General features: G+C 73.3%; 19 protein-coding genes and 1 pseudogene. 9 read left to right on the top strand and 11 right to left on the bottom strand.

Annotated features, from left to right (window positions below):
• Window positions 1-96: 96 nt before the first annotated feature.
• Complete coding sequence (locus AMK31_RS21100) at window positions 97-1,302, bottom strand: S8 family peptidase (RefSeq protein WP_073942138.1); 1,206 nt, start codon at window positions 1,300-1,302, stop codon at window positions 97-99.
• A 323-nt stretch (window positions 1,303-1,625) separates the two neighbouring features.
• On the opposite strand from AMK31_RS21100, the gene AMK31_RS21095 reads away from it, so the two are divergent.
• Window positions 1,626-2,429: an SGNH/GDSL hydrolase family protein gene (locus AMK31_RS21095; protein ID WP_073942137.1), complete on the top strand. Its 804-nt coding sequence runs from the start codon at window positions 1,626-1,628 to the stop codon at window positions 2,427-2,429.
• 3 nt (window positions 2,430-2,432) lie between these two features.
• On the opposite strand, the gene AMK31_RS21090 is transcribed toward AMK31_RS21095, so the two are convergent.
• The 4 genes from AMK31_RS21090 to AMK31_RS21075 are packed head-to-tail and all read right to left on the bottom strand — an operon-like array spanning window position 2,433 to window position 8,492.
• A complete protein-coding gene (locus AMK31_RS21090; protein ID WP_241842686.1) occupies window positions 2,433-4,019 on the bottom strand; it encodes a serine/threonine-protein kinase in 1,587 nt (528 codons plus the stop codon).
• 51 nt (window positions 4,020-4,070) lie between these two features.
• On the bottom strand, window positions 4,071-5,564 hold the full coding sequence (locus AMK31_RS21085; protein WP_073942136.1) for a nickel transporter: 1,494 nt from the start codon (window positions 5,562-5,564) through the stop codon (window positions 4,071-4,073).
• Window positions 5,561-6,928 carry a tetratricopeptide repeat protein gene (locus AMK31_RS21080; protein ID WP_079186884.1) on the bottom strand — a complete coding sequence of 456 codons (1,368 nt, stop codon included), beginning with the start codon at window positions 6,926-6,928 and terminating at the stop codon, window positions 5,561-5,563. Before AMK31_RS21080 ends, AMK31_RS21085 begins: the two co-directional genes overlap by 4 nt.
• Window positions 6,929-6,965: 37 nt before the next feature.
• Window positions 6,966-8,492 (bottom strand): DUF4331 domain-containing protein, encoded by a 1,527-nt coding sequence (locus AMK31_RS21075; RefSeq protein WP_073942135.1) that lies wholly within the window; start codon window positions 8,490-8,492, stop codon window positions 6,966-6,968.
• A 151-nt stretch (window positions 8,493-8,643) separates the two neighbouring features.
• On the opposite strand from AMK31_RS21075, the pseudogene AMK31_RS21070 reads away from it, so the two are divergent.
• From AMK31_RS21070 to AMK31_RS21060, 3 genes and pseudogenes are all read left to right on the top strand, one after another.
• Window positions 8,644-9,195, top strand: a pseudogene (locus AMK31_RS21070) (sigma-70 family RNA polymerase sigma factor); the annotation flags it as partial.
• A complete protein-coding gene (locus tag AMK31_RS21065) occupies window positions 9,192-10,007 on the top strand; it encodes an anti-sigma factor (protein WP_073942133.1) in 816 nt (271 codons plus the stop codon). The pseudogene AMK31_RS21070 and the gene AMK31_RS21065, both read left to right, overlap by 4 nt.
• 126 nt (window positions 10,008-10,133) lie before the next feature.
• On the top strand, window positions 10,134-10,403 hold the full coding sequence (locus AMK31_RS21060; RefSeq protein ID WP_073942132.1) for a hypothetical protein: 270 nt from the start codon (window positions 10,134-10,136) through the stop codon (window positions 10,401-10,403).
• 45 nt (window positions 10,404-10,448) lie between these two features.
• Here the strand turns inward: AMK31_RS21060 and AMK31_RS21055 are convergent, their stop codons facing one another.
• The 3 genes from AMK31_RS21055 to AMK31_RS21045 all read right to left on the bottom strand — a co-directional run bounded on the left by AMK31_RS21055 (window position 10,449) and on the right by AMK31_RS21045 (window position 13,491).
• Window positions 10,449-11,645, bottom strand: coding sequence for a CaiB/BaiF CoA transferase family protein (locus AMK31_RS21055; protein WP_073942131.1), 1,197 nt, complete (start codon window positions 11,643-11,645; stop codon window positions 10,449-10,451).
• A gap of 65 nt (window positions 11,646-11,710) precedes the next feature.
• Window positions 11,711-12,493 carry an ABC transporter permease gene (locus AMK31_RS21050; protein WP_073942130.1) on the bottom strand — a complete coding sequence of 261 codons (783 nt, stop codon included), beginning with the start codon at window positions 12,491-12,493 and terminating at the stop codon, window positions 11,711-11,713.
• Window positions 12,490-13,491 carry an ATP-binding cassette domain-containing protein gene (locus AMK31_RS21045; protein WP_073942129.1) on the bottom strand — a complete coding sequence of 334 codons (1,002 nt, stop codon included), beginning with the start codon at window positions 13,489-13,491 and terminating at the stop codon, window positions 12,490-12,492. Before AMK31_RS21045 ends, AMK31_RS21050 begins: the two co-directional genes overlap by 4 nt.
• 63 nt (window positions 13,492-13,554) lie before the next feature.
• Between AMK31_RS21045 and AMK31_RS21040 the strand changes: the two genes are divergently transcribed.
• A complete protein-coding gene (locus AMK31_RS21040) occupies window positions 13,555-14,274 on the top strand; it encodes a TetR/AcrR family transcriptional regulator (protein ID WP_073942128.1) in 720 nt (239 codons plus the stop codon).
• 4 nt (window positions 14,275-14,278) lie between these two features.
• Here AMK31_RS21040 and AMK31_RS21035 read toward each other — a convergent pair whose 3' ends face one another.
• The 3 genes from AMK31_RS21035 to hmgA are packed head-to-tail and all read right to left on the bottom strand — an operon-like array spanning window position 14,279 to window position 17,542.
• The gene (locus AMK31_RS21035) at window positions 14,279-15,436 is read right to left on the bottom strand and encodes a type ISP restriction/modification enzyme (protein WP_073942127.1); all 1,158 of its coding nucleotides are present in this window, start codon (window positions 15,434-15,436) and stop codon (window positions 14,279-14,281) included.
• An 11-nt stretch (window positions 15,437-15,447) separates the two neighbouring features.
• On the bottom strand, window positions 15,448-16,197 hold the full coding sequence (locus AMK31_RS21030; RefSeq protein ID WP_073942126.1) for a GntR family transcriptional regulator: 750 nt from the start codon (window positions 16,195-16,197) through the stop codon (window positions 15,448-15,450).
• A 28-nt stretch (window positions 16,198-16,225) separates the two neighbouring features.
• Window positions 16,226-17,542, bottom strand: coding sequence for a homogentisate 1,2-dioxygenase (hmgA, locus tag AMK31_RS21025; RefSeq protein WP_073942425.1), 1,317 nt, complete (start codon window positions 17,540-17,542; stop codon window positions 16,226-16,228).
• 229 nt (window positions 17,543-17,771) lie between these two features.
• On the opposite strand from hmgA, the gene AMK31_RS21020 reads away from it, so the two are divergent.
• From AMK31_RS21020 to AMK31_RS21005, 4 genes are all read left to right on the top strand, one after another.
• The gene (locus AMK31_RS21020) at window positions 17,772-18,290 is read left to right on the top strand and encodes a hypothetical protein (RefSeq protein WP_338013046.1); all 519 of its coding nucleotides are present in this window, start codon (window positions 17,772-17,774) and stop codon (window positions 18,288-18,290) included.
• Window positions 18,291-18,354: 64 nt separating this feature from the next.
• Window positions 18,355-18,972 (top strand): TetR/AcrR family transcriptional regulator, encoded by a 618-nt coding sequence (locus AMK31_RS21015; RefSeq protein ID WP_073942424.1) that lies wholly within the window; start codon window positions 18,355-18,357, stop codon window positions 18,970-18,972.
• A gap of 101 nt (window positions 18,973-19,073) precedes the next feature.
• Window positions 19,074-21,305 carry a molybdopterin oxidoreductase family protein gene (locus AMK31_RS21010; RefSeq protein WP_073942125.1) on the top strand — a complete coding sequence of 744 codons (2,232 nt, stop codon included), beginning with the start codon at window positions 19,074-19,076 and terminating at the stop codon, window positions 21,303-21,305.
• 156 nt (window positions 21,306-21,461) lie between these two features.
• Complete coding sequence (locus AMK31_RS21005) at window positions 21,462-22,895, top strand: CitMHS family transporter (RefSeq protein WP_073942124.1); 1,434 nt, start codon at window positions 21,462-21,464, stop codon at window positions 22,893-22,895.
• Window positions 22,896-22,905: the final 10 nt, after the last annotated feature.

Here is a 22,905-nt window from a genome sequence, read left to right as displayed (position 1 = left end):
ACCCAGTGCCGACGGAGCCGTCAAGACGGCGACGGGTGTTCCCCGGAGGCGTGGCGCACCTCCGGGGAACCGTGCTTCACATCAGTGACGCGGGTGTCACGGGACCAGCTTCAGCAGCCGGTTCGGAGAGCCGCTGCCGGGGCTGGTGACCTTGCCGGTGGTGGCGCCGGCGGTCAGCGCCGAGGCGACCTGCGCCGGGGTGGCGGAGGTGTGGTTCGCCAGGTAGACGGCGGCCGCGCCCGCGACGTGCGGGGTCGCCATCGAGGTGCCGGAGATGGTGTTGGTCGCGGTGTCGCTGGTGTGCCAGCCCGCCGTGATGGAGGAGCCCGGCGCGAAGATGTCCAGCACCGAGCCGTAGTTGGAGTAGCTGGCGCGCGCGTCGGTGCTGGTGGTCGCGCCGACGGTGATGGCCTCGGAGACCCGGGCCGGGGAGAACGAGGACGCGTTGGCGTTGCTGTTGCCCGCCGCGACCGCGTAGGTCACGCCGCTGGCGATGGAGTTGCGCACCGCGTTGTCCAGCGTCGTGGAGACCCCGCCGCCGAGGGAGAGGTTGGCGACCGAGGGACCGGAGTGGTTCTGCGTCACCCAGTCGATGCCCGCGACCACGCCCGCGGTGGTGCCCGAGCCGCTGTTGTTCAGCACCCGGACGGCGACGATCTTCGCCTTCTTGGCGACGCCGTAGGTGGAGCCCGCGATGGTGGTGGCCACATGGGTGCCGTGGCCGTTGCCGTCCTGGGCGGTGGTGTCGCCGTCGACGGCGTCGTAGCCGTTGACGGCACGACCGCTGATCTGCGAGTGGGTGATGCGCACGCCGGTGTCGATGACGTAGGCGGTCACACCGCTGCCCGCGCTGTCCGGGTAGGTGTAGGTCCCGGACAGCGGGAGGGAGGTCTGGTCGATGCGGTCCAGGCCCCAGGGGGCGTTGGACTGCGTGGCGTCGATGGAGACGCGCTGGTTCTGCTCGACGGAGGCGACCGCCGGGTCGGCGGCGAGTCTCTTCGCCTCGCTCGCGGAGAGGGTGGCGGAGTAGCCGTTCAGGGCGCTCTTGAACGTCTTCCTGACCGAACCGCCGTACTGCTCGATCAGATCCTTGCCCTCGCTGGACGCGGCCTTGAGACCGGCGCTCTTCTTGAGCGTGACGAGGTAGCTGTCCTTGATCGCGGTGGGGGAGCCGGCCGCGAGCACGGTGCCCTCGGCCGGGGCGGCCTGGGCGGGGAGGGCGGTGAGCCCGCCCACGAGGGCGGCGGTCGCCAGGCTGGTTATCGCGGCGAGCCGGACCTTCTTGCTTCGCAGGTGTGCCATTACGAGGGAGTCCTCCTCTTGGCGGCGCGCGCCCGGGTGGGGCGCTGCGTCTGTGGGGGTTACGCGAAACAGCGTGAGGTGCCCGTGACTGGGGAAACAAGGGAGTTGAGCACCCGTCAACAAATCTGTCATGCACACGAAACGCGGCGCATGAGGGCGTCGGGAGATCGGTCCGGAAGCGACCGGTAATGGTCTGAAAAGCGATCAGAAACTGATCAGGAACCAAACGGGAACGCTCGCAAAAGACTTGGCATGAACACTTCCCGTCAACACGCGTAGTTGGTACGACGGTTGAGGCAGAGATCCTGCTAAAGGGAGGTTCCATGAGACGTTCCCGACTTGTCGCATACGTGAGCTCGGTCCTCCTCGGCGTCGTAGCGACGCTCACCGGAGCCACCGGGGCCCACGCGTCCGAAGCCGCCGCCACCGGTTACGTGGCGCTCGGCGACTCCTACTCCTCCGGCGTCGGCGCGGGCAGCTACATCAGCTCCAGCGGCGACTGCAAGCGCAGCACCAAGGCGTTCCCGCAACTCTGGGCCGCCGCCAACGCCCCCTCGTCCTTCCACTTCACCGCCTGCTCGGGCGCCCGAACCGACGACGTCCTCGCGGGCCAGCTCACCCCGCTCGGCACCGGCACCGGCCTGGTCTCCATCAGCGTCGGCGGCAACGACGCCGGCTTCGCCGACGTCATGACGACCTGTGTCCTGCAGTCAGACAGCGCCTGCATCAGCCGCATCAACACCGCCAGGGCGTACGTCGACTCGACGCTGCCCGGCAAGCTCGACGCCGTCTACGGCGCCATCCGCTCCAGGGCGCCGTCGGCCCACGTCGTCGTGCTCGGCTACCCCCGCTTCTACAAGCTCGGCGCCTCGTGCCTCGGTCTCTCCGAGACCAAGCGCGCCGCCATCAACCAGGCCTCCGACCACCTGAACACCGCGATCGAGAAGCGCGCCCTGAACCACGGATTCACCTTCGGTGACGTCCGCGGCACGTTCACCGGCCACGAGATCTGCTCCGGCAGCTCCTGGCTGCACAGCGTCAACTGGCTGAACATCGGCGAGTCGTACCACCCCACCGCGAGCGGCCAGTCCGGCGGCTACCTGCCGGTCTTCCGCAACGCGGCCTGAACCTCACGCACTCGGTGAAGCGGAGACCCCGCCCGTCGGGGTCTCCGTCACACAGGTCACCGAGAACGCGACCGCGCCGGACGTGGTGTGCACCGGCTCACGGACCTCCACACCGATCGCGCTCTCGAACGTCCCGCCCTCGTCGTACGTCGTCACGACCACCCGGGCCTGCCGGCTCTTCTCGCCGCCCGCCGGGAACGACAGCGTCCGCCAGCCCCCCTCGGCCGGCTCACCGTTGCCGTTCACCCACCGGTACTCCACCTCCGCGGGCAGCCGGCCCACCGTGAACGTCGCCGTGAACTCGGGCGCGCCCGCCTGCGGCGGCGGACAGGGACCGTGGTACTCCGTGCGGGCGCCGGTGACGGAGACGGTCACCGACTGGGGCGGCGGTGTGCTCGGACGGCTGCTGCTCGGGGTCGGGCTGGGCGACGGGGACGGCGGCTCCTCGGAGGTCTCCTCCTCGGTCGGCGTCGGCGAACTCCGCTCCACGGTGGGGGTGCTCCTGGTGGCACCGCCCGCGCTGCCACCGCCGTCGCCGCCGTCCCGGTTGACCAGGGCGTACGCCAGACCCCCCAGCGCCAGCGCGAGCACCACCAAGCCCGCGACCACGGCGAGGACACCCCGGCGGTCACGGGGCGGCGGCGGCTCCGGGAGCGGCGCGGTGGAGGAGGCGGACGGCTGCCGGGGCGGCGCGGTGGACGCCGCGACCGTCTGCGGATACGGCGCCACCGGCGTCGTCGGGGCGGTGTCCGCGCGCGGGGAGCCCCCCGCGCCGATCACCCGCAGATCCTGCTCGGCCCGGTCCGCCGGCAGCCGCTCGGCCGGGTCCTTGCGCAACAGCCCCTCGATGACGGGGGCGAGCGGCCCCGCCCGGCGCGGCGGCGGCAGCTCCTCGTCGACGACGGCCCGCAGGGTGCTCAGCGGAGTGTCGTGTCGGAACGGCGAACTGCCCTCCACCGCCGCGTACAACAGCACGCCCAGCGACCACAGGTCGGACTCGGGCCCCGGCGTGCGGCCGAGCGCCCGCTCCGGCGCGAGGAACTCGGGCGAGCCGACGACCTCGCCCGTCATGGTCAGCGCGGAACTGCCCTCGACCATGGCGATGCCGAAATCGGTGAGCACCACCCGGCCGTCGTTCGACAGCAGCACGTTGGCCGGCTTCACGTCCCGGTGCAGCACCCCCGCCGCGTGCGCCGACCGCAGCGCGGCCAGCACCTCGGCGCCGATGTGCGCCGCCCGCCGCGGCGTCAGCGGGCCCTCGGCGTCGAGCAGTTCGGCCAGCGAGATGCCCCGCACCAGCTCCATGACGATCCACGGGCGGCCGTCCTCGGTCGCCACGTCGTAGACGGTCACCACGTTGCGGTCGGTGATCCGCGCGGCGGCCCACGCCTCCCGCTCCAGCCGGGCGTACATCCGCTCCACGTCGGTCCCGTACAGCCCCGCCGGGGCGCGCACCTCCTTGACGGCGACCTCGCGGTGCAGCACCTCGTCACGGGCCCGCCACACGGTGCCCATGCCGCCCTCGCCGAGGGGGGACAGCAGCCGGTAGCGACCCGCGATCAGCCGTTCACGGCCCGGTACGTCGGACACGGGCGCCCCCTTCGCATCCGGGCGAAATCCCTGTTTCTCCACGAAAGTAGCTCACCCGAGTGCCGTTGCCGCCCCCTTGAGCACCAATCCGGCCCCCAACGCCAGGACCACGGACGCCGATCCCAGCGGCGCGCTCCGGCGCAGCGCCGCCGTCAGCGGGCCCCCGGGCAGCCGCGCCCGGGCCACGCGCGCCCCCAGCCTGGACACCGCGAACCCGGCCGCGGTCAGGGTCAGCGCGAGCCCGGCACCGTACGCCACGACGAGCAGCAGCCCGAACCAGGCCTGCCCCAGCGCCGCCGCGCCGACGAGCACGACCACCGCGGAGGGACTGGGCACGAGCCCACCGGCGAACCCGAGGAAGAGGGTGCCGCGGAGGGTGGGGCGGGGGTGGGAGTGCGGGTGGGCGTGATGGTGATGGTGCCCGTGCTCGTGGCCATGCCCGTGTTCATGCGTATGCCCATGGCCGTGTTCATGCCCGTGCCCGTGCGTGTGTCCGTGTCCGTGCGTGTGTCCGTGTCCCCGGTTCCGCCAGGCACGTCGTACGAGGCCCGCTCCCGCCGCCGTCACCAGGACGCCGCTCGCGATGCCCAGCCAGGCGACGACCGAGGGCGCCGCCGCCGAACCGGCCGTGACCAGCAGGCCCAGGGCGACCACGCCGAGGGTGTGGGTGACGGTCACCGACGCGGCCAGCGGCAGTACGTCCCGCAGCCGCGTCCTGCCGCCGTGCGCCGCCGCCGTGGCGGCCATCAGCGTCTTGCCGTGGCCCGGCGCGAGCGCGTGCATGGCGCCCAGGCCCAGCGCGACGGCCAGGGCGAGGGCGGCGAAGCCGGGGGTGAGGTCGTGACGGGCGATCAGGGAGTCCAGGGCGCGGGTGAACCGGTCGGCGCCGGGCGGCAGCACGGACCCGGCGGGCGCGTCGCCGTCGTCCCGCTCCCCGGCGAGGGCGGGCCCGCCGGGGCGCACCCGCAGGGACGCGGTGGTGGTGTCGGCCGGGGAGGACAGCGACTCCTCGGGGTAGCGGGTCAGCGCGCGTGACGCCGACTCCCGCGGCACGTCCGACGCGGTGAGCGTCGTACGGTCGCCGCGTGCGGTGATCTCCCGCCAGCCGGGGCCGAGAGCCGCGCCGGCGGCGCGGAAGCCGACGGTCACGCTCGTGCCCTCGGGGAGCGGTGCCGTCAGCCGGCACTCCACGCGCAGGGTGTCGAGCCCCGCCTGCCCCGGCCGGACCCGGCCGGTGTGGGAGACGGCGGTCACGGCGACCGGGCGGCCGCCGACGGTGACCTCGCTGTCCCGCGCGGCCCGCGCGCACCGCTCGCGGGTCCAGGCGGCCATGCCCTCCCGCTCGATGTCCGGCGCGGCCTGGGTCGCCGGGATCTCGGCGAAGTCCTCGACGTGCTCGATCCGCAGCTCCCCGGGGGCGGCGACCAGGCCGTCGTACTGGTTGACGGTGAAGTTGCCGAGCGGATGGGCGGCGGCCGCCCCGGCGGGCAGCACGGCGAGCGCGCAGGCGGCCCCGGCGGCGGCCAGGAGGTGACGGGCTTTCACTCCGCTGCCTCCAGGCTCTTCAGGGCCGCGCGGGCCTCGCGGGCGCCCCGCGCGGAGAAGCCCGGGTTGAGCTCCAGGGCCTTGCCGAGGGAGGCACGGGCGTCCGGGGCGCGGCCCAGCGCGCGCTCGATCATGCCGCGGTGGTAGTGGAACGCGGCGTTGCGGTAGCCGGTGGCGGTGGCCCGGCGGGCGTACGGCAGGGCCTCCGCGTCCCGCCCGTTGACGTGCAGCGCCCAGGCGAGGGCGTCGGCGGTGTGCACGGTGCGGCGGCGCTCCCACTCGGCGCGGGCCGCGCGCAGGGCGGTCCGTTCGTCGCCGTGGTCGGCGGCCGCGAGGGCGGTGTCCAGGTCGGGGTTGAGGCCGCCGGAACGGGCCAGCGCCGTCCAGGCGTCGACGAGGGCGTACTGCTCACGGGCCTTCGCCCGGTCGCCCCGGTCGCCGCGCTGCTCGTACAGCTCGCCGAGCAGCACCAGCGGGCCCGGCAGCGGGGCCCGCGCGACGACCTGCTCCGCCGTCCGGATCGCCGCCGCCCGCTCGCCCCGCGCGGCCTGGGCCCGGGCCCGGCCCTCCAGCGCGGGCAGGTAGGCGTCGTCGGCGGCGAGAGCGCGGGCGTAGTGCCGCAGGGCCGTCTCGTGGTCCCCCTCGTTCCAGGCGAGCTGGCCGAGCGCGGTGGCCACGTACGCCACGTCGCCGGGCGCGGTGGCCGAGTCGAGCGCCCGGGTCAGGACCCGGCGGGCGGTGCGGACGTCGCCGCGCAGCTCCTGGACGTACGCGTACCGCGTGAACACCGGTATCCCCGGCCGCCGGGTGTCCGCGAGGCGGGCGGCCCGCGCCGCCTCGGGATAGCGGCCGAGTTCCACCAGGGCGTCGATCCGGGCGCACAGGGCGCGCTCGTTGTACGGGTTCTCCTTCAGCGCCCGGTCGGCGTCGCGCAGGGCCGCGGTGAAGTCGTGCCGCGCGGCGGCCAGCGCGGCGCGGCCGGCCAGTGCCTGGTCGTTGCCGGGCCGCAGGGCGAGGGAGCGCTCCAGAGCCCGTTCGGCCGCCGGGTAGCGGGACGGGTCGCCGCCGGTCCTGGCCTGTTCGACGTAGGCCAGGCCGAGGGTCGCCCAGCCGCCGAAGTCCCTCGGCTGGGCGCGGAGATGGGACTGCAGGGCGCTGACGCCCGCGTCCAGGTCACCCTGCGACAGCAGGGCCGGGGTGACGGCGGCGGGCGCCGAGGAGAGCGGCCGCTGACCGCCCTCGCGGACGTTGCCGACCGCGATCGCCGTCCCGGTCAGGGCCACGGCCAGCAGCGCGGCACACCCGGCGAGCCGAAGGGCCCGCCGGGACCCGGTGTCGTCGTCTTTCGTGGTGCGCGGGACCATGCCTCTCCTCGTGCGCCGGTCTGGGGAGGGTGGGGCGTCAGTACGCGCGTCGGCGGGACCGGCGCCACCACAGCAGGCCGCCGCCGATCAGGAGGACACCGACGGCTCCGGCGCCCGCCGAGGCGGCGATGAGCGGGGTGTCGTCACCGGACACGCCCGCCGGGCTCAGCGCGTCGCCGAGCTGGCTGCGTACGTCCGCGTCGCCCGAGGTGCCCTTGGCGAGCGGGCCGCGCGAGCCCTCCGTCGGCAGGGCGAGGTACGGGAAGGCGGAGCCGAACTCCTTGTCGTTGGCGTCGACCGCGTCGCCCAGGTCGTTCTTCTGGCCGAGCAGTTCGCCCTCGACGACCTGGAGCGCCGCGTCGATCACGTCGTCGGTGAGCCGGCGGCCGTTGGGGAAGCCCGCGTTGTCGCCGTCGAGGACACCGAGCCGCTTGGGCTCGGCGGCCGGCTTGATCGAGGTGTTCAGCCGCAGCACCTCCGCCGGGCGTACGTGCGGCGGCTGGTTCAGCCCCTCCACGCCCTTGAGGAAGACGTCGACCAGGTCGTTGCGCGGCTCGGCCGGCGCCTCGATCTTGTAGATCGCCTCGATCAGCTTGGGCAGCTCGGGGTTGGTGACGTTCTTGAGGAACTGGCCGTCGTTCCAGGGCGCGTCCGCGTTGAACCGGTCCTTGTCCTTCAGCGGGTTGACGACCTCGTTGACCAGCGGGTTGCCGAGCCGCGAGACCTGCCGCCACTGGCCCTGGGCGTTCTTGCGCTGGGTCGTCGACCAGATCCCGACGACCGGCTGGTGCGCGGACTGGCGGATCAGCTCGTTCGGCACCTGGAGCGCCACGGAGTTGACGTTGTACCCCTTCAGGGTGTCGTTGCCGACCTCGGAGAGGTTCCCGCCGTACAGCAGGTCGAAGACCCTGAGGTCCAGGAAGAACGGGTCGTCGGCCTGCCCGGCGAACGTCGTGGCGCCGCCCGCGAGCTTGTGGACGGCCTGGTCGCGCAGCTTGCCGTAGTCCGGCATCGACGCCTTGCCGACGTTCGACGGGGCGACCGGCACGTCGTGCGCGATCGTCGTCCGGGAGACCAGATGCTGGTTCTTCAGCCGCAGCAGCTCCAGGTCGTACGTCTGGGTCACGTTGAGGTCCGGGTCGTCCAGACTCTCGACCGGGCCGGTGTTGTACAGGAACGTCTTCTTGTTCTTGACGTGCGTGCTGAAGGTGTAGCGGTACAGCAGGTCGCCCTGCGCGTCGCCGTCGTTGTCGATGTGCAGGTCGTACTGCGCGTCCTCGGCGAACGGGAAGAAGTTCGGTCCGCCGGCCGGCTCCTCGAAGGGGATCCAGTTGGCGACGATCGTCGTCGTGTCCGGCTTGTCCGGGCTCACGAACGCGTACACGTCCGTGTTGTCGTACTGCGGGGTGCCCGAGATCAGCGGGGCCTCCCGATGGCTGGAGGCGGCGGCCGCCCCCGGTTCCAGCGCGGTCACCCCGGCGGCCGCGAGCCCCCCGGCGGCCAGCGCGCCACAGACGAGGGCGGCGACACCGCGTCCCGCCCCGCTCCTGGAGATAGTGGTCATCCCGTCCGTCCTCCGTGCCGATGTGCCTGACACCGGTGATTCGCGGCGGGGCACCCAGCGGATTGGTCGGATCGGAAATCAGTTTTTCCCACCACGCGACCCGCGTTTTCGGCACGCTGATCCGTAATCCCGTCCGACAGGCGACAGGGAGGGGGAGCGGGTGGAGGCGGACGAGCTTCTGCTGCGCGTGGCGGGCGGTGACCAGCGGGCCTTCGAGGACCTGTACACGCTGGTGTCCGGCCCGGTGTTCGGGCTGGTGAAGCGAGTGGTGCGGGATCCGGCCCAGTCGGAGGAGGTGGCGCAGGAGGTGCTGCTCGAACTGTGGCGGTCGGCCGCGCGGTTCGACCCCGGGCGGGGCAGCGCGCTCGCCTGGGTGCTCACGCTCGCCCACCGCCGGGCGGTCGACCGGGTGCGCAGCGCCCGCGCGGCCGTCGACCGCGACCAGCGGGAGGCGCTGCGCGCGCGGGAGACCGCCTTCGACCAGGTCGCCGAGGAGGTGGAGGCCGGGCTCGAACGCGAGTGGGTGCGCCGCTGCCTGCACCGCCTCACGGCCCTGCAGCGCCAGTCCGTCACCCTCGCCTACTACGAGGGCTACACCTACCGCGAGGTCGCCGAACGGCTGTCGCTGCCCCTGGGCACGGTGAAGACCCGGATGCGGGACGGGCTGACGCGGCTGCGGCACTGCCTCGGAGGTGCGGCATGAGCGTCCTCGACCGGCTCCTCGGCCGGGACGACCCCCACTCCCTCGCCGCGCCCTACGCGCTCGACGCCCTCGGGCCCGAGGAGCGGCGCCGGTTCGAACGGCATCTGGCGCGCTGCGGGCGGTGCGCCGACGACGTGCGTGCGCTGACCGAGGACGCGGTACGGCTGGCCTGGTCCGCGGCCGAACCCCCGCCGGCCGGGATGCGGGAGCGGGTGCTGGCCGCCGTACGGCACACCCCGCAGGAGACCGCCGCCCCGGCCCCGGCCCACACGCCCCGGCTGCCCCCGCACGTCTGGGGCACCCGGCCGCCGCCCGCGCGCACCCGTACGCGCCGCGCGCGCCCCCTGTTCGTGCCGTTCGCCACCGCGACCGCCGCGGCGGCGCTCGTCGTGGCCGGGCTGTTCGCCGTCCAGGCCGACCGGACGCGGGGCGAACTGGCCGCGGAGCGGGACCGGGCACGTGAGATCGCCCACGTCCTGGCCGCGCCGGACGCCCGCGCCACGACCGGCCGGGACGAACGCGGCCGCACGATCGGAGTGATCGCTTCCGCCTCGGCGGGGAGCGCGGTGGTGACCTTGGGCGGCTACGGTGAGCCGCCGGGCGAACACGTTCACCAGCTGTGGCTCATGCGCCCCCACGCACAACCGCGCTCCCTGGGCCTCTTCGACGGCGACACGCCCTTGGTCGCCTCCGGACTGGACCGCGGATCGACGTCACTCGCTGTGACCGTCGAACCGGACGGAGGGTCAGCTCGGCCCACCACCAGGCCTGTTGTCCAACTCACCCTGGAATCGGTTGGATTCGGAGAGTAGTCGAGCGGGGATGGTCAACACCCTTGCGGGGAAGGTGAATCCTGTGACCGCGATACACGCGTGCCCCGAGGGGGCGATAGGGTTACCCTGCCCGGGCCGGGTGGACTCGTACGGGTGGGGAGTGACATGGAACAGATAACTGTGCGCAGCAGGGCCAGGGTCCCTGCGATCACCTGCGGCAGCAGCGCGACCAGTACGCGCCTCGACCGCCATCTCGCGGTGCTGGCGGGTCCCGCCGTGCCGCAGCAGAAGACGGCCGAGGCGACCTCGCTGATGCGTGAACTGACCGCGCGTGAGCCCGCGCACCGCCCCAGCGCCACGGGCGCCCGAGTGAGCCGCGTCTCGCTCTTCGCCCCGCTGCGCAGGCTCCGCCGCACACTGTTCGGCGGGCACTGACCGACGGCACCGGCGCTCACCGGTGCCACCTCAGGAAACCCGCGCTCAGGCCGCCACACCGTCCCGGCGCAACGCTGCGATCTCGTCGTCCGTCATCCCCACGGCACGCAGCACTGCCTCGGTGTGCCGGCCGAGCGCGGGTACGTCACCCATCCGTGCGGTGTCCCCACCCGGCAGCGTGATCGGCGGCAGCAGCGCCCGCAGCGGCCCCGCCGGCGACCCCACCTCCCGCCACCGCTCCCGCGCCGCGAGCTGCGGATGCTCCGCCACCTCCCGGACGTCCCGCAGCCGGGCGCACGCGATCCCCGCCTCCTCCAGGCGCGCCAGCGCCTCGTCGGCGTCGAGCACGCCCAGCGCCTTCGCCACCAGATCGTCCGTGCGCTCCCGGTGCGCCACCCGCGCGGCGTTCGTCGCGTACGCCGGATCCGCACCCAACTCCGGCCGCCGTATGACGTGTTCGGCCAGCCGCCGCCACTCCCGGTCGTTCTGCACCGACAGCAGCACCCGCCCGCCGTCCGCCGTGGCGTAGGCGTCGTACGGCGCGATCACCGCGTGCGCGAGGCCCGTGCGCGCCGGGGGAGTGCCGTCGTGCAGCGTGTGGTGCAGCGGATGGCCCATCCACTCCGTCAGCGCCTCCAGCATCGAGATCTCCACCGGCCCGCCGCGCCCGGTCGTCCCCCGGCGCACCAGCGCCGCCAGCACCCCGGAGAAGGCGTACATGGCCGCCGCGATGTCCGCCGCCGGGATGCCCGCCTTCACCGGCTGCTCCGGCGTCCCGGTCACCGACACCAGCCCCGCCTCGCACTGCACGAGCATGTCGTAGGCCCGCTTGTCCGCGTACGGCCCCGACGCCCCGTAGCCCGAGATGTCGACCGCGATCAGCCGCGGATGCGCCGCGCACAGCGTCGCCGCGTCCAGGCCCAGCCGGGCCGCCGCCCCGTGCGCGAGGTTCTGCACGAACACGTCCGCGTCCGCGACCAGCCGCCGTACGACGTCCAGCCCGCGCGGGTCCTTCAGGTCCAGCGCGACGGACTCCTTGCCGCGGTTGCACCACACGAAGTGGGAGGCCAGGCCGCGCGCGGCGGTGTCGTAGCCGCGCGCGAAGTCACCGCCGTCCACCCGCTCGACCTTGATCACCCGGGCGCCGAGGTCGGCGAGCTGACGGGTGGCGAACGGCGCGGAGACGGCCTGTTCGACGGCGACGACGGTGATGCCCTCCAGGGGCAGCGGAAGACGGTCCATGCGCTGGATCATGCCTCTGCCCAGGCGCTTTGTCAGCAGGCCCGGACCGGCCGGGAGGGCGCGCCCTAGCGGTCCCCGTGCGCGTACCGGCGCACCGCGGCCGGGGCGAACACGGCGATCAGCAGCGCGCACCACGCCAGCGACCCGGCGACCGGATGCGCCACCGGCCAGGCCGCGCCGTCCGGCACGGGCGCGTTGCCGAACAGGTCCCGTACGGCGGTGGTGACCGCGCTGATCGGGTTCCACTCGGCGAGGGCGCGCAGCCAGCCGGGCAGGCCCTCGGTCGGGATGTAGGCGTTGGACAGCAGCGGCAGCACGAAGGTCGCTCCGCCCAGCTGGCCCGCCGCCTCCTCGTTCCGGGTCAGCAGGCCCAGGAAGACGCCCACCCAGGTGCAGGCGAACCGGAACAGCAGCAGCAGCCCGACGGCGCCCGCGGCCTGTGCCGCCGACCCCTCGATCCGCCAGCCCATCGCCAGCCCGACCAGCAGGAACGGCACCGTGCCCGCCGCCGTGACGACCAGGTCGGCGGCGGCCTGCCCGAGCGGCACCGCCGCCCTGCTCATCGGCAGTGTGCGCAGCCGGTCGGTCACGCCCCGGTGGGTGTCCTGGGCGGCCTGGAACATGCCCGTCATGACCCCGCCCGCGGCCGTCGCCACCAGCAGGCCCGGCACCAGGAAGGAGCGGTACTCGGCGCCCGGCATCGCGAGCGCGCTGCCGAAGACGTAGCCGAAGAACAGCAGCATGGTGATCGGCATGGTCTGGGAGAGGATCATCAGGCCCGGGTTGTTCCGGACCCGCTGGAGCTGACGGCCCAGCATCGCGCCGCCGTCGTGGACGAGCGCGCTCATGCGGCCGCCTCCTCGGTCTCGTCACGGTCGTGGGTCTCGTCACGGTCGTGGGTCTCGTCACGGTCGTGGGTCTCGTCGGTCAGGTGCAGGAAGACGTCGTCGAGGGTGGGCGGCTTGACGCTCGCGTCGAGCAGCGGCACACCCGCCGCGTCGAGTTCGCGCACCAGCCGGGGCAGCGTGAGCGTGGTGTCCCGGGTGACCGCGCCGACGGCGCCCCGGTCGTGGTCGAACGTCGGCCGCGCGCCGGTGAGGTGGTCCAGGACGCCCGCCGCCTTCACCATCACGTCGGCGTCGGCGACGACCACCTCGACGTAGGCCCCGATGACCGCCTTCAGCGCGGCCGGGGAGCCGGTGTGCGCGACCCGGCCCCGGTCCACGAGCACGATGTCGTCGGCGAGCTGGTCGGCCTCCTCCAGGTACTGGGTGGTCAGCAGCACCGTCGTGCCCTCGGCCCGCAGCGCGCGGACCGCTTCCCAGATGTCGTTGCGGGAGGCCGGGTCGAGGCCGGTCGTGGGCTCGTCCAGGAAGAGCACGTCGGGGCGGCGCACCAGGCTCGCCGCCAGGTCGAGGCGGCGGCGCATGCCGCCGGAGTAGGTGGAGGCGGGCCGGTCGGCGGCCTCCGTGAGGCCGAAGCGCTCCAGCAGTTCGGCGGCGGTCTCGGCCGGGCCGCGCACCCGGTGCAGCCGGGCGAACAGGCGCAGGTTCTGGCGGCCGGTGAGGTCGCCGTCGACCGAGGCGTACTGCCCGGTGACGCCGATCCGGCGGCGGACCGCCGCGGCCTCGCGGACCAGGTCGTGCCCGGCGACCCGGGCGGAGCCGGCGTCGGGTCGCAGCAGCGTGGTGAGCAGCCGGACGGCGGTGGTCTTGCCCGCCCCGTTGGGTCCGAGCAGCCCGCAGATCGTGCCCTGCGCGACCGCGAGATCCAGTCCGCGCAGTGCCCGCACCTCGCCGAAACGCTTCTCCAGACCCTCACTAAGTACGGCGTACGTAGTAGTCATGGCTCGACCATAGCGCACTACGTACGGCGTACGTAACTAGGATGGTGTGCGAGGTGATGACCGATGGCCGGCCGAGCGACCGAACCCGAAGTGATCTGGGCGCGCCCCGAGCGGACCGGGCGCGGGCCGAGGCCCGCGTACACCCGTGCCGACATCGCGGCGGCGGCGGTCGGGATCGCCGACGCGGAGGGCCTCGACGCGGTGTCAATGCGGCGCGTCGCGGGCGAGCTCGGCTGCGGGACGATGTCGCTGTACAACTACGTCCCCCGTAAGGAGGACCTGTACGAGCTGATGGTGGACGCCGTCAGCGCGGAGCACGAGCTGTGGGAGCCGGGCGGCGACTGGCGGGCCGAGGCGCGGCGGATCGCGCGTGTGACGCGCGCGCTGATGCACCGGCACCCGTGGCTGCCGCGGGTGATGTCACCCGTGTACGGGTTCAGTCCGCACGCCCTGCGCTTCCTGGAGCACTGCATGGCCTGCCTCGACCCGCTCGACGCGCCCTCCGGCACGAAGATGCAGCTCATCGGCATGCTCAACGGGTGCGTGACGGCGTATGTCGCCACCGAGCTGGCCACCGCCGAGCGGAGCAGGTCGCTGCCGTGGTCGGAGGAGCAGGAGAGCGCGGTGCGGATGGCCTATGTCGGCGGGCAGTTGGCGACCGGCGCGTATCCGCGGCTGGCGGCCGCCTTCACGGAGGATCCGGGGCCGGTGAACCTGGAGGGGGCGTTCGACCTGATGCTCGACCGGCTCCTGGACGGCTTCGCGCCGAAGGAAACCCCCTGACCCCCTAGAGCAACGCGAACTGGCCGTCCGGGCCTTCCTCCTGGTGGTCCAGGACCGACGCCGGGCGGCGTGCCCGGTCCGGGGCCGGGAGGACGCCCGCCTCCTTCAGTTCCGCCGCCGTGACGGGCGACGGGAAGGCCAGCCGCTCCCGCTCCGGGCGGAGTTCGGCGATCAGGGCCAGGACCGTGATCAGTTCCAGCAGCTCCGACGTCCACGGCTGCGGCCAGGACGCCGGGCGGATCGCCGTCAGCGTGCCCGGCTCGGGGGCCGCGGTGCGGACGGTGAACCACTGCTCCAGCACCCGCGTCCCGCCCGACTCGAAGTCCCAGGCCTCCGGCGGCACCGGGGAGATACGGCCCTCGTCGAGCAGCAGGGTCTCCTCCTCGCGGTCGTACGCGAGGGTCACCGGGCGGGCGGGCAGCGGGGCGCGGACGTACGGGCGCCGGCCGCCCGGCAGCTTGGGGCGTTCGCCGTCGCGGCGCATCAGCCACAGCAGGCGCCGGCCCAGCGCCACGCCCGCCGCCCACGCCTCGGGGTCCGCGGTGAGCGGGACGGCGCGGTCGGGCCGTACCGTCGCCAGCGTCCAGGCGAGGACGTCCGGCGGCGGCACCGGATGCCCGAGGCGGGCGGCCAGGTGTTCGGTCAGGCCCGGCGCGAGATTCGGTTCCGTTCCGCCGGGGCGGCGGTACAGGGGACGGACGGGGCCGGGGCGGAGCAGCGGCAGCAGGGAGGTCGCCAGCAGGGGGAGCGCCGGGTCCTCCGCGTTCTCCACGGCGAACACCTGGTGCTCGTCGGCCACCCGCCACAGCTCCGGGCGGGCGGCGTCGATGAGCCGGTGGTCGGGGATGAGCCACTGCTCGTCGAAGGGGGCGCGCAGGACGCGGACCGGGGCGGGGCAGGGGCCGCCGGCGCGCAGCAGCCGTTCGGTGCCGGTGGACTGGCCGGGGAGCTGGCCGACCGCGGTGCGCAGGGTGCGGGCCCGGCTCGGCTCGAACAGCGCCTCGCGCTCGGCGCCGTCCGCCTTCACGAAGGCGTCCCAGCGGGCCGTCAGCGAGGGGGCGTCGGGGGCCGTCGGCCACTCCCGGCCGAGCCGTGGCGGTGCGACGGACCACGGCATGAGGTCCGCCAGCAGCGGAGCGTCGTCGTACGTCACGCCCGGCATCGTACGACGGCTCAGGTGGCCTCCAGGGTGACTGTGAACGAGAAGCGGTCGCCGCGGTAGTGGATGACGACGACGTCCAGGACCCGGCCGTCCGCGTCGTAGGTGACGCCCGTGTAGTGCAGGATCGGGCTGAGCAGCGGCACCTGGAGCAGCCGGGCCGTCTCCGGGTCGGCGAGGCGGGCCTCCACGGTGTCCGTGATCCGGCTGATGTCCGCCCCCACCACGTCGCGCAGCACCTTGGTCATCGGCCAGCGGACCAGGTCGTCGAGGTCGATCCGGTCGGCGAGTTCGGGACGGACCCAGTTGCGGGCGTGGTTGGTCGGCTCGCCGGTCTCGGCGTCGCTGCGCAGCCGGTGGTACGTCGCCGCCTCGGCGAGGTCCGGGAAGTGCTCGGCGACCTCGGCCGGCACCGGGGCGCGGCCGTGGTCCAGCAGTTCCGTCGTCATGCCGGACTGCTGGGCCACGATCGCGTCCACCGAGCCGAGCAGCCGCACCGGGGAGCCCCGGCGGGCGCTCGGCTCGATGAAGGTGCCGCGCCGGCGGTGGCGGGTGATCAGCCCCTCGTCCTCCAGCTCCTTCAGCGCCTGCCGCATGGTCAGCACGCTCACGCCGTAGTGCCCGGCGAGCTGTTCTTCCGTGGGCAGCCGCAGCGGGTCCCGGGGCGAGCGGCCGAGTATCGAGGCGCGCAGCGACTGCGACACCTGGTACCAGAGCGGCAGCTTGCGGTTCAGGACGATGGAGTCCGGAGCGAAGGAGGTCACGGGGCCATCCGTACCGTCGGGGGGATCGTCAGTGCAAGGGCCGGAAGTGGCGCTCGAGGCCCTGCCAGACGTCGTCGTACGCCTGCTGCAGGTGCTCCGCGCGGGCCGCCTGCGGGGTGAGCGTCACCGGCCAGCGGGTCTCGAACATGAACGCCAGCCCGTCGTCGATCTTCTGCGGGCGCAGCTCGGCCGCGCTCGCCCGGTCGAACGTCTCCCGGTCGGGGCCGTGCGCCGACATCATGTTGTGCAGCGAGCCGCCGCCCGGTACGAAGCCCTCCGCCTTGGCGTCGTAGGCGCCCTCGATCAGGCCCATGTACTCGCTCATCACGTTCCGGTGGAAGTACGGCGGCCGGAAGGTGTCCTCGCCGACGAGCCAGCGCGGCGCGAAGACCACGAAGTCGACGCCGGCCAGGCCGGGGGTGTCGGACGGGGACGTCAGCACGGTGAAGATCGACGGGTCCGGGTGGTCGTACGAGATCGTCCCGATGACGTTGAAGCGGCGCAGGTCGTAGACGTACGGCACGTAGTTGCCGTGCCAGGCGACCACGTCCAGCGGCGAGTGGTCGTAGGTGGCCGTCCAGAGGTTGCCGCAGAACTTGTTCACCACCTCCACCGGTCCCTCCACGTCCTCGTACGCGGCGACCGGCGCCTGGAAGTCGCGGGCGTTGGCGAGCCCGTTGGCGCCGATCGGGCCGAGGTCGGGGAGGCGGAACGGGGCGCCGTAGTTCTCGCAGACGTAGCCCCGCGCGGAGCCGTCCAGCAGTTCCACGCGGAACCGCACGCCGCGCGGGATCAGCGCGACGTGGCCGGGCTCCGCGTGGAGCAGGCCGAACTCCGTCCGCAGGAGGAGCCCGCCGCGCTCGGGGACGATCAGCAGCTCGCCGTCCGCGTCGCTGAAGACCCGGTCCATGGAGACGTTGGCGTGGTACAGGTGCACGGCCATGCCGGCGCGCTGGGTCACGTCGCCGTTGCCGCCCAGGGTCCACAGGCCGGCCAGGAAGTCCGTCTCGGGGCCCGGCTCGGGGAGCGGGTTCCAGCGCAGGCGGTTCGGGTCGGCCACCGTCTGGGTGAAGGGCGCGGTGCGCAGCGCGCCGTTGCCGGAACGGGTGAACGCCGGGTGGGCGGCCGACGGGCGGATCCGGTACAGCCAGGAGCGGCGGTTGTGGGCCCGCGGCTCGGTGAACGCCGTACCGCTCAGCTGCTCCGCGTACAGCCCCAGCGGGGCGCGCTGCGGTGAGTTGCGGCCCGAGGGCAGGGCGCCCGGAACGGCCTCGGAGCTGTGCTCGTTGCCGAATCCGGAGAGATACGCCAGCCCTTCGGCGGCCTTGCGCGGGTCCCCGCTCATGATCACTGCTCCCTGTGCCGGTGGGACAAGTACTGACCACTTATTCCTATGCATCACCGTAGGATTGCGTTTTCGTGTGCGCAAGAGGCCTGCGGAAGGACGGCCGGAGATCCGCACGAAGAGTCGTACGGGACCGGGGCGCCCTCCTCTCGACGGACTACCGGGGGACTACGAGAACCAGACTCAAGGGGGATCCGAGGTGTCGCACCGGTGTTCTACGCTCGCCGGCATGTCGTGGACACGTGGATTTCTCGCCGCGCTCGCGGTCTGTGTCCTCGTGCTGGGCGGGTCCGCGGGCTGCGGCACCGGTGACGCAGACGAGGGCGGCGGCGCGGGGGCGCCCGCACCGGTGGGCAAGGTCCTGGAGGACCGGGACGAGGAGGGGCGCTCCTACCGCCAGGTGGACGAGGAGGACGCCCCCGGCGTCGGCGTCGAGGTGCAGCCCGACCCGGCCGGGGAGAGCTGGCGGGTCCGGCTCACCCTGCGCGGCTTCCGGCTCTCGCCCGCCGGGACGCCCGTCGAGCCGGTCGCCGGGCGCGGCACCGTCCGGCTCTTCGTCGACGGCCGGTTCGTCAGCGAGTTGCGCGACCCGGAGTACCGCATCCCCGGCCGCCTCGTCCCGCGCGGCACCCACCAGGTCACCGCCCGGCTCTGCGCGGACGACGGCACGGTGTGGGCGGTGGACGGCGAACCGGTCCAGACCACGGCCGACATCACCGCGTCGGAGCCCGGCCCGGCCCGGAGATGAGTGTCAGGGCCACCGGTACCCGTACTGGGGGGTGAGGTTCACCGGACCGCTCCGGAAAGGCATCATGAAGCCCGTGCCCCATGCGACCACGCTCCGCCGCGCCCCCGTCCAGCGCCGTAGCGCCGAACGCCTGACCAGGATCCTCGACGCCTGTGCCGACCTCCTCGACGAGGTCGGCTACGACGCGCTCAGCACCCGCGCCGTCGCCGAGCGCGCCGGCGTCCCCATCGGCTCCGTCTACCGCTTCTTCGGCAACAAACGGCAGATGGCGGACGCCCTCGCCCAGCGCAACCTGGAGCGGTACGCCGAGCGCGTCACCGAACGGCTGAAGCAGGCCCGGGCCGGCGACTGGCGGGCCGCCATGGACGCGGTGATCGACGAGTACCTGGCCATGAAGCGCACCGCGCCCGGCTTCTCCCTGGTCGACTTCGGCAACCAGATCCCCGTCGGGGCCCGCCAGTCGGAGCCCAACCACCGGGTCGCCGACCGGCTGACCGCACTGCTCTCCGGCTATCTCGGCCGCCCCGTCGACGACGACCTGCGCCGCACCTTCCTGATCGCCGTGGAGACCTCCGACGCCCTCGTCCAGCTGGCCTTCCGGGTGGACCCGCAGGGCGACGAGGGGATCATCGGCGAGATGCGCGAGATGCTGCGGTCCTATCTGGCGCGGGTGCTGGACTGACGGACGGTCCCGCGCAGACCCCTCCCCTACATGCCTACCGGTCGGTATGCTCGGCTCGGTTCGTGTGAGCCGCCGCTGCCGCCAGACCCCCGGGAGGACCCATGTCCCGCACCGCTCTGCGTATCTGCCCGCTGTGCGAGGCCACCTGCGGGCTGACCCTCACCATCGAGGGCACCACCGTCACCGGCGCGCGCGGCGACCGCGACGACGTGTTCAGCCAGGGCTTCATCTGCCCGAAGGGCGCCTCCTTCGGCGCCGTCGACGGCGACCCCGACCGGCTGCGCACGCCTCTGGTGCGCCGGGACGGCGAGCTGCGCGAGGCCACCTGGGAGGAGGCCTTCGACGCGGTGGCCGCCGGCGTCCGGCCGGTCGTCGAACGGTACGGACCGAACGCCGTGGGCGTCGTCCTCGGCAACCCCAACGTGCACACCATGGCCGGCGCCCTCTACCCGCCGGTCCTGATCGGCGCGCTCGGCACGCGCAGCCTGTTCACCGCCTCCACCGTCGACCAGATGCCCAAGCACGTCTCCAGCGGCCTGCTCTACGGCGACGCCAACGCCATCCCGGTGCCCGACCTCGACCACACCGACCACCTGCTGCTGATCGGTGCCAACCCGCTGGAGTCCAACGGCAGCCTGTGCACCGCCCCCGACTTCCCGGGCCGCATCAAGGCGCTCAAGGCCCGCGGCGGCACCCTCACCGTCATCGACCCGCGCCGCACCCGCACCGCCCGGCTCGCCGACCGGCACATCGCCATCCGCCCCGGCACGGACGCGCTGCTCCTCGCGGCGACGGCGCACGTGCTGTTCGAGGAGGACCTCGTCGACGTCGGCGGCCTCGCCCCGCACCTGGAAGGCCTCGACGAACTCCGCGAGGCGATACGCGACTTCACCCCGGAGGCCGTCGCCCCCGCCTGCGACGTCGACGCCGACGTGCCGCGCGTCCTCGCCCGCGAACTGGCCGCCGCCCCCACCGCCGCCGTCTACGGCCGCATCGGCAGCTGCACCGTCCCGCACGGCACGCTCGCCAGCTGGCTCGTCGACGTCCTCGCCGTCCTCACCGGCAACCTGGACCGCCCCGGCGGCTCCCTCTTCCCGCAGGCCGCCACCGACAAGACCCCCCGGCCCGCCGGCCCCGGCAAGGGCTTCGCGCTCGGCCGCTGGCACTCCCGGGTGAGCGGACACCCCGAGGCGAAGGGCGAGCTGCCGATCTCCGCGCTCGCCGAGGAGATCGACACCGTCACGGACGAGGGCGAGCCGATCCGCGCGGTCATCGCCGTCGCCGCCAACCCGGTGCTCTCCACACCCGACGGCGACCGCCTCGACAAAGCCCTCGGCTCGCTCGACTTCATGGTCAGCGTCGACCCCTACCTCAACGAGACCTCCCGGCACGCCGACGTGGTGCTGCCCCCGCCGCCGCCCGCGCAGAGCCCGCACCACGACTTCGCCTTCAACACCCTCGCCGTACGCAACCAGGTCCGCTACACCCGCCCCGCGATCCCGCTGGAGCCGGGCCGGATGGCCGAGACGGAGATCCTGGCGCGGCTGACCCTGGCGGTGAGCGGCATGTACGGGGCCGACCCCTCCGCCGTGGACGCCCTGGTGATCGACCAGACCCTCGGCAAGGCGGTGAAGGACCCGCACTCCCCGGTGCACGGCCGCGACCCGCGCGAACTCGCCGGACTGCTCACCGGCGACACCGGCCCCGAGCGGCGGCTCGACCTGATGCTGCGCCTCGGCCCCTACGGCGACGGCTTCGGCGCACGCGAGGACGGACTGACGCTCGACAGGCTGCTGGAGCGCCCGCACGGCATCGACCTCGGCCCGCTGCGCCCCCGCCTGCCGCAGCCGCTGCGGACCCGCAGCGGCAAGGTGGAGCTGCTGCCCGCCCCCATCGCCGCCGACCTGCCCCGGCTGAGGCGGGCGATGGCCGAGCTGCCCGCCGGGCTGCTCCTGGTCGGCCGCCGCCATCTGCGCTCCAACAACAGCTGGATGCACAACATCCCGGCCCTCACCGGCGGCACCAACCGCTGCACCCTGCACATCCACCCCGAGGACGCCGAACGCCTCGGCGTGCGCGACGGGGCGCCGGTGCGGGTCAAGGGCGCCGGGGGAGCGGTCACCGCCCCCGCGGAGGTCACCGACGGGGTGCGCCGGGGCGTGGTGAGCCTGCCGCACGGCTGGGGCCACGACCGTCCCGGCACCCGGCTGCGCCACGCCTCCGCCGAGCCCGGAGTCAACGTCAACCAGCTCCTCGACGGCAGCCTGCTCGACCCGCTGTCGGGCAACGCGGTCCTCAACGGCGTGCCGGTCGAACTCGCCCCGATGGCCTGAAATGCTCAGGACGCTGACCTGAGCAAAGCTGTGACCAGCAGTTTTGCGCTTATTGCTCGCATGTCAACGTCTTGTTAACGCTGCTTGACGGGACCTAACGTCCATCGCACCGCCGGCTCAGGTGGGAGTTCAAGGGCGAACGTTAGGTATCCACTCATGCTGACCATCCTCGGCTTCGCCATGATCGCGACCTTCCTGGTCCTGATCATGATGAAGAAGATGTCGCCGATCGCGGCGCTGGTGCTGATCCCCGCACTGTTCTGCGTCTTCGTCGGCAAGGGCGCCCACCTGGGCGACTACGTCATCGACGGCGTCACCAGCCTCGCCCCCACCGCGGCGATGCTGATGTTCGCGATCGTCTACTTCGGTGTGATGATCGACGTCGGTCTCTTCGACCCGATCGTCAGAGGCATCCTCAAGTTCTGCAAGGCCGACCCGATGCGGATCGTCGTCGGGACGGCCCTGCTCGCCGCGATCGTGTCGCTGGACGGCGACGGCTCGACCACCTTCATGATCACGGTCTCCGCGCTGTATCCGCTCTACAAGCGCCTGAAGATGAGCCTCGTCGTCATGACCGGTGTCGCGGCCATGGCCAACGGCGTGATGAACACGCTGCCCTGGGGCGGCCCCACCGCCCGCGCGGCCACCGCGCTGAAGCTGGACGCCAGCGACATCTTCGTCCCGATGATCCCGGCCCTCGCCGTCGGCCTGCTCTTCGTGATCGGCCTCTCCTACGTCCTCGGCCTGCGTGAGCGCAAGCGGCTCGGCGTGCTCACGCTGGACGAGGTGCTGGAGGAGGAGAAGGAGACGGAGACGGAGACGGTGCTGGTCGGCACCGGCGGCTCCGGCACGGCCAAGACCGTCACGGGCGGCTGCGGTTCCGGCACCGACGCGGACGTCTCCGAGGGGCCCGCCACCGGCGGCTCCGCCTCCGACGAGGCCGACGACTTCCAGGGCCTCGACCCGAACCGCGACACCCTGCGCCCCAAGCTGTACTGGTTCAACGCGCTGCTCACGGTCGCCCTGCTCACCGCCATGATCATGGAGTGGCTGCCGATCCCGGTGCTGTTCCTGCTCGGTGCCGCGCTCGCGCTCTCCGTGAACTTCCCGCGCATCCCGGACCAGAAGGCCCGCCTCGCCGCCCACGCCGACAACGTCCTCAACGTCTCCGGCATGGTCTTCGCCGCCGCCGTCTTCACCGGCGTCCTCCAGGGCACCGGCATGGTCGACCACATGGCCGAGTGGATGGTGGACGTCATCCCCGAGGGCATGGGCCCCCACATGGCGCTGGTCACCGGCGTCCTGAGCCTGCCGCTCACCTACTTCATGTCGAACGACGGCTTCTACTTCGGCGTCCTGCCGGTCCTCGCCGAGGCCGGCGCCGCGCACGGCGTCTCGCCGCTGGAGATGGCCCGCGCCTCGCTCGTCGGCCAGCCGCTGCACATGTCCAGCCCGCTGGTCCCGGCCGTGTACGTGCTGGTCGGCATGGCCAAGGTCGAGTTCGGCGACCACACCCGGTTCGTGGTCAAGTGGGCCGCGCTCACCTGCCTGGTCATCCTCGGAGCGGGCATCCTGTTCGGCATCATCTGACGCCCGCACG

Source organism: Streptomyces sp. TSRI0107 (assembly GCF_001905845.1).
Classification (GTDB): domain Bacteria; phylum Actinomycetota; class Actinomycetes; order Streptomycetales; family Streptomycetaceae; genus Streptomyces.
The sequence above is the reverse complement of the archived record's forward strand: the minus strand, read 5'-3'. Positions and strand labels throughout refer to the sequence as shown.